The sequence below is a fragment of the Paenibacillus sp. YIM B09110 genome, assembly GCF_037167145.1.
In the GTDB taxonomy this organism is placed as follows: domain Bacteria; phylum Bacillota; class Bacilli; order Paenibacillales; family Paenibacillaceae; genus Pristimantibacillus.
In genome coordinates, this window is record NZ_JBANSP010000005.1 from 446,662 (window position 1) to 453,230 (window position 6,569).

Annotated in this window: 5 protein-coding genes; 2 read left to right on the top strand and 3 right to left on the bottom strand. The window is 50.7% G+C overall.

The window, feature by feature from the left end:
- Positions 1-95: 95 nt before the first annotated feature.
- The 3 genes from V8F51_RS10865 to V8F51_RS10875 all read right to left on the bottom strand — a co-directional run bounded on the left by V8F51_RS10865 (position 96) and on the right by V8F51_RS10875 (position 3,843).
- Entirely contained in the window at positions 96-1,178 is a 1,083-nt protein-coding gene (locus V8F51_RS10865; RefSeq protein WP_337100222.1) for a CapA family protein, read from the bottom strand.
- Positions 1,179-1,385: 207 nt separating this feature from the next.
- Positions 1,386-2,642 (bottom strand): C40 family peptidase, encoded by a 1,257-nt coding sequence (locus V8F51_RS10870; RefSeq protein ID WP_337100223.1) that lies wholly within the window; start codon positions 2,640-2,642, stop codon positions 1,386-1,388.
- A gap of 160 nt (positions 2,643-2,802) precedes the next feature.
- Complete coding sequence (locus tag V8F51_RS10875; RefSeq protein ID WP_337100224.1) at positions 2,803-3,843, bottom strand: YheC/YheD family endospore coat-associated protein; 1,041 nt, start codon at positions 3,841-3,843, stop codon at positions 2,803-2,805.
- A 243-nt stretch (positions 3,844-4,086) separates the two neighbouring features.
- On the opposite strand from V8F51_RS10875, the gene V8F51_RS10880 reads away from it, so the two are divergent.
- Together V8F51_RS10880 and V8F51_RS10885 are read left to right on the top strand one after the other, a co-directional pair.
- Positions 4,087-4,839, top strand: a complete 753-nt coding sequence (locus tag V8F51_RS10880; RefSeq protein ID WP_337100225.1) for a YheC/YheD family protein — start codon at positions 4,087-4,089, stop codon at positions 4,837-4,839.
- Between the two features lie 91 nt (positions 4,840-4,930).
- On the top strand, positions 4,931-6,313 hold the full coding sequence (locus tag V8F51_RS10885; RefSeq protein WP_337100226.1) for a YheC/YheD family endospore coat-associated protein: 1,383 nt from the start codon (positions 4,931-4,933) through the stop codon (positions 6,311-6,313).
- Positions 6,314-6,569 lie beyond the last annotated feature (256 nt).

Consider the following 6,569-nt stretch of genomic DNA (forward strand, 5'->3'; position numbering starts at 1 on the left):
TCCGAAAACGCAATCATAGCCATTAAGGGCATAAAACGATATTACCCTATTAAGCGCGGTAAATAAGACCATGCTTTAATAGGGTAATATTATTTTTAAATAACCTTCAGCTCTGGCGCGTCGGAGCTGCGCTTCAGATGCCGCTTCACATGCTCATGCATCTTCTTCATCCGGATCAGCTCGCTGCTGCCTCCTGACTGCGCTTTAATCGTCTCAGCCAGCGGCAATATGCGAAACTTGCTTCTCGCCCCATTTCGCGTAATTCGTGTCCACGTCGGTATGAATTCTACGCCTCTGATCTCGATCTTGCCTTTGTCGTTCTTACGAACTTGAATGTGCGTAATAAGACCCGTCAGCGTATGGTCATTGTAATACAGCCTCGTCGAAATAAAGTTGCCCAGGGAATAGATCGCGAATCTGCGTTTGCTCGCGCCCCATATATCTCGTGATTCATCAAATAAAGCCGGTTGAATGACATGCGAATGCGCGCCCAGAATAATATCGGCTCCGTTCTTAAATAATAACGGAACGAGAGTCTTCTGCTGTTCGATCGGATACATGCCGTATTCTTTGCCGAAATGCATACATACAATAATAAGCTCCGCGCCCGCCGCTCTCAGCTTCTTCAGATCGGCTACGATCTTGGCATTGTCAATGAGATTGACTGCCCAGCTATGATCGGCTGGAACGGGAATTTGATTCGTTGTCTTCGTATAAGCGAGTACGCCGATCTTAATACCCTTGACCTCATGAATAAGCATTTCTTGCGACTCACTCTGTGAACGGAACGTTCCCGTATGAGCGATGCCTACCTTATCCAAAACGTTCAATGTGCGCCTAAGTCCGCTTATCCCGCAATCCATGCAATGGTTGTTGGCCGTCGTTAGCACATCGAAGCCCAGGTTCTTAAGCGTATCGGCGAACGGATCGGGACAATTGAACATCGGCCAATTCGTCTTCGGATGCCGCTTAACAATGGAATAGTCGCTGGCCTTCGGTCCGCCGAAGTTCGTCTCCAGGTTGCCGATCGTAAAGTCCGCGCTCCACAGGTGGGAAGCGACAGGCTCGAATATCGGATCGAAGGAGTATCCCTTATCGCCTGACACCTTCGCTGAATTAATAATTCTCGTCTTCATTAGAAAATCCCCGACCGCGGCAATCGTAATGTCCGTGCTCATGATTCATCTCCGTTCTATGACCTTTGCCTAAAGTGAAAGTGAGCGGTCCCCCACGGGGTCGAGACCGCAACACAACACAGTATATGAATAGGCGAATGACTCCGTATGGATAAGTGCCTAGATCATAATTTGTCCGTCAAAAAAAAATAAGGAAGGGATGAAGCCCCGCTGATATCGGCGGAAACATCATCACTTCCTCTTGTTGCTCTACTCGTTGATTACTTTCGTATACGTAGCGCTTGTCGTAATATAGACGCTCTTGCCGTCCACTTTGACCTCGTACCAATAGCTATTCACTTTCTTCACTAGCTCCGCTTTCTGTCCTAGCTCAAGACGGCCGACCGCAGCCGAGCTCGAACTTGCTGACGCTTTCAGCGAAACCCACCCTTTGACGGTCGTCACATAATCCTTCTTCTGCGCTTGCGGCGTTGTGGAACCGGATGACGACCCTCCGATGACGTCCGTATACGTGCTGCTCGTCGTAATGTAGACCGTTTTCCCGTCCACTTTGACCTGATACCAGTAGCTGTTCACCTTTTTCACAAGTTCAGCCTTTTGTCCTAGTTCCAGTCGCCCTACCGTTGCCGAGCTTGAGCTTGCCGACGCTTTCAGCGAAACCCAGCCGTTCTTTGTTACCACATACTGCTTGTCCGACTGCTCTTCCCCTGGATTGACAATTTCCGGCTGTTGCGGTGTCGGGTCCGGTTGTTGTACGATAGGGCTATCCCACTTTGGGATCGATTTTTGGGGCGGAAGTATGTAGGACTTCGGTATTACTGGCGCCTGCTCTGTCTTGCCTGCCATGCCTGTGAAGGCGGCGTCAGGCAGAACGCGTCTTGCCGAATGGAAGTTCTCTCCCCACCAGTAGGACCAGCTGTCTACCGTTCCAAGCGCGGTTGGGTTGCCATCGCTGCGCGTACCGATTACGACAGGCTGTCCATCACGATTCGTACCCATATAGATCGCTACGTGCATAATATGGTCGGTTGTTTGCCATGTCAGCAAATCGCCAATTCTTAAATTTTCAATACCAGTCAGCTGCCATTTGCCGTTCACTTTTTTCTTGCCTACGCCTGCTACTTTGGTGCCGACGCTGTCATAATTTTTGGACGTTTCGGTAATGCTATAGCCGAAGTCGCCGTATACGAGACTTGTGAATCCAGAGCAATCCTCGTAGCCGTATTTAGCATACGCCTTGCTTCCATGACCATAAACGAAATATCCGTTTTCCATATACCATATTGCCCGCTCTACAAGCTTATATGCTAGCGTGCCCGATTGTCCTGCGTATTTGGCTCGGAAGTCTGCTACGTTATACAATTCATCTTTTACATAACTGTCAGCATTAATATACTTATTGTATTTGGCTACAGCGTCCGCCTTCGTTGAACTTGCTGCGCCGAATGCAACGCCCGTCGCGCTTAGAGATAGTGCCAACGATAATACGATAATCTTCTTCTTCATCCATCTATCAGCTCCCTCGTTGAGATGTATCCCTATAATAGCAAGATTTACGCCTCCTTTTCCTTGGTATATCTAACCAACGGCCTTATTCCTGTAAGCCTATTCCATATGTAAGCCGTCCATCGTCTCCTAATGAAAGCGATTTCGGGCGAAAATTTTCTTATTTTTCTAATAATTGACGAGCGTATTGATAACCGATATGCAGGCTTTGCTCCCATGCCTTCTGCCCGTAAACCCGCTTCATGATCATCTTCCCGGGCTTTATGTTAACCTCGATCAGCCACGGCTTGCCGCTCCTGTCGACCGCAAGGTCGATCCCTAATTCTGACAGTCTTGATTTGTACGATTTTTCCAAGAACGAAGGGATGTACTCTGCGATCTCCGTCACCGTTTCCGTAAGCTTTTCCCCCATCTCAGCACCGAATTCATTTGTGAGATACTGGGAAACGCCGTAGGCGTCGCCGCCGCTTTTGATGTTCGATGTAATCTTGCCTCGTTTCCCTTCACGTACCGCCATACCGCTCGTCTGCCAATCTCCCGCCCCATCCTTCTGCAAAAGAGCGCGAATATCAAATACGCTTCCCTTCGTATTGCGAATATCAATCCACTTCTGCATGAGATGCCTGCCGCTCCCCAGCACGCCTCGAACATATTTCGCTAGCTCCGCGCGCGGCAGCTGCTGATTGTCCTTGCCGTCCCGCTGTACGGTGAAATGATCTTTATGAAGGGTGACGCGAATGATCCCTCTTCCTCCCCACCCGTTGATCGGCTTCAGCATGACACTCTCATGCTTCTTCGCGAAGGCGACGAATGCTTCGGCTGTCTTCACTTGTTCTGTTGGAAGCAAATAGGGCTTCAAATAGGAGGACTGCACCAGATGACTCTGAATTTTGCACTTGTTGCCGAGACCATAGCCCGTGAAAGGCAGTTGACTGCTCTTCTTCACGATCGTTGCTCTGTGCATATCCTCAGGCGAGTAGAAGCCGATGTCAAGATTTATTGGCGGAAAAGGGACCTTCGCTCTTGACCAAATGCCGTTCTTATATAGACTGCCGCTAATCTGCCGTTTTTTCATATTCACGTCTTTTGGCGTGTACATCAGCAAGCCGTCGAACTTCTCCGCGATTGCCGACTTGGCATGGCGGCTGAACACTTGCGGACGGGACACCCGATGCGTCATTATGCCTAATATTTTTGTCATGATGGATTCGCTCTCCTGTCTCAATCTGCTCTTCTGCTTGGAAGCTAATGGCTTGCAGCTTGGAGCCGTACATTATCCTATGAGATTCGCCCCCCGGCGAGCCTTAGGCGATAACCCAATTCATGAATGCGACAGTGGATAGGTACGCATTGGGAGCTGTGCGAATAACATAAAGGACGTCGATCGAAGCCTATTGCACGCTCGTACAGTCGCTTTTACGCGAAGCACGGAGGAGATTTCACCATGAAGGCCAAACAGATCAGGTATCCCGGAAGAAAGTGGCTAAAGCATGAGTCGCTTTGGAGTGAACCGCTGCTTAGGGAATATTTGCCCGACACGATGCTGTTCACGCCGAAAAATTTTATCCAAATGATCGATAAATATACCGTCCTCTTCCTCAAGCCGGATCTAGGGATGAAAGGGCAAGGCGTAATGAAGGTATCGCACGAGGAAGAAGACTATATTATCCGAACCGCTTCCTACACACATAAATATCCAAGCAAGAAGCTGGCTGCGCTGAAGCTAAAGCATCTTATCGGCGATAAGCGCTATATCGTTCAGCAAGGCATAGAACTAATTAAGATTGAAGACAAACCGATCGACTTTCGCGCTCTGCTGCATCTTAAGTCGGAAGGAGATTGGCGTTTCTTCGGCATTATGGGCAAGGTTGCCGCACCGAACAGCTTCGTGACTAACCATAGCAATGGCGGCAAAGCCATTCGGCTATACGACGCGCTTGGCGTATCGAAGGAAGAAGGCAAGGAGTGGTATTTGCGAATTAAGGATATATCGCTGTTGATCGCATCTGCGATGAAGGAGCATTTTCCGAAGATTGCCGAGCTTGGGCTAGATATCGCTATCGACACGGAACGCAAAATATGGCTGGTAGAAGCCAATACGAAGCCTCAATACCAGCTGTTCCGCTATCATTCAAACCCGCGTTTGTACGGTCAGATCGCGGCGTCCGTTCGCGCTATCCGATCTACATCCGCCTAACAGCACCTGCCGGCTGCTATATCGGCCTTAAACGACTCCGCTGTCTTGCAGAGGAATCGTTTGAACAAGTCGGTGCTGGGAAGGAGTATTCATGAATAGTACAAAGGTAACGCTGCGCATCACTCAGGAAGAGTTCGCAGCAGGCGAGCCCATACTGTTGCTTTGCGAAGCACATGCCAAGAAATGGAGCATCCCCTTTCGCACGCCCCTGACATTATCGTTCGGCTCGGCCAGGCAAGAGATAACGGCTGAGCCATCGCCTGACGGCAGCTTCTTGCAAATCGATGCAGCGCTTGCCGCCAGATGGGGCGTCGTACATGACCAGGTGCTAAGCTTCAACTATAAAAGCTCCTCTAAGACGGTGCAGCTGGGTCCGCTTATCGGGGTCATTGTCAGCCGCTTTAACCGGCACTCGACCGTATTGCCGTTCGGTCCCAATACGACTTTCTGCCAAGAGCTATCCGAGCTGTGCAAAAGCTATGGAGCCTCCATCTTCTTCTTCACAGGGGAAGATATCGTCAGCACGGGCGATGCAGTTAAGGGGTGGCATTACACGGATAAATGGGTGCGAGGGCGCTTTCCCGTCCCCCATGTCATCTATAACCGAATTACGTCCCGTAAGAAAGAGAAGCTGCCGGTCGTGCAGAGGTTCGTGAGAAATGCGAAGAAACGGCATAATGCCGTATTTTTCAATGAGAAATATTTGAATAAGACGGAAGTATTCGGAGCTCTAATCAAGGAGCCTTCGCTGCGCGCCTACCTGCCTGAGTCTTATCCGCTGAAGGGGGCTAAGCTGCTGAAGTCGATGTGCAGCAAACACGATGTTGTCTTTATCAAGCCGATTAACGGAAGCCTGGGCAAAGGCATCGTGAAGGTGTACCGGAGCGAATTTCCCGAGACTGGTTATACGAGCAATATGAACAATGTGACCGGCATTCGTGCGCAAACCTTCGCAACGTTGGATCAGCTGTACGGCTCGCTTGCCGCCAAGCTGAAGAAGAGCGAGCATCAGATCCAGCGCGGACTGAAGCTGCTGTCGGTGGGCGGCCGGCCGCTCGACTTCCGGTCGCTCGTCCAGCGGGGCGAGACCGGGCAATGGACCGTTACTTCGATCGTTGCGCGGATTGCCGACAATAATCAATTCGTCTCGAACGTAGCACGGGGCGGAACGATCAGCACCGTCAAGGCCGCTTTGGCGCGAACGGGCTCGTCCTCGGCGGCAGGCGGCTTGACGAAGCTGCGGCGCGCCTCGCTGCTGATCGCCAAAGGGATTGAATCGCAGATCGTCGGCCACTATGCCGAGCTCGGTATCGACCTGGCGATCGACACGCAGGGCAGGGTATGGCTGATCGAGGTCAACGCCAAGCCGTCCAAGGAGGACACCACCCCTCTTGACCCGGACAGCGGCAAAGCCCGCCCGTCAGTGAAGAAGTTCGTCCAATACGCCTTCTTCGTCTCCGGTTTCAAGGGGTAGAGCGGGGAAAGGAACGTGCCGATATGGGCACGCTCCTTTTTATTGCGTTCGATTGCCGCTCCCGTATGCGAATGCACACTTTCGCCGCCCATCTTGGCAGATAGAGATACTTTCTATCTCTATCTGTCTTCAACACACCACAGTTTGTTGGATAGAGCTATATTCTAGCTCTATTCCGCTCAGCAGCACCATCGTATGCTCACTTTCGCCGCCAACCTTGGAAGATAGAGATACTTTTTATCTCTATCTGTCTCAA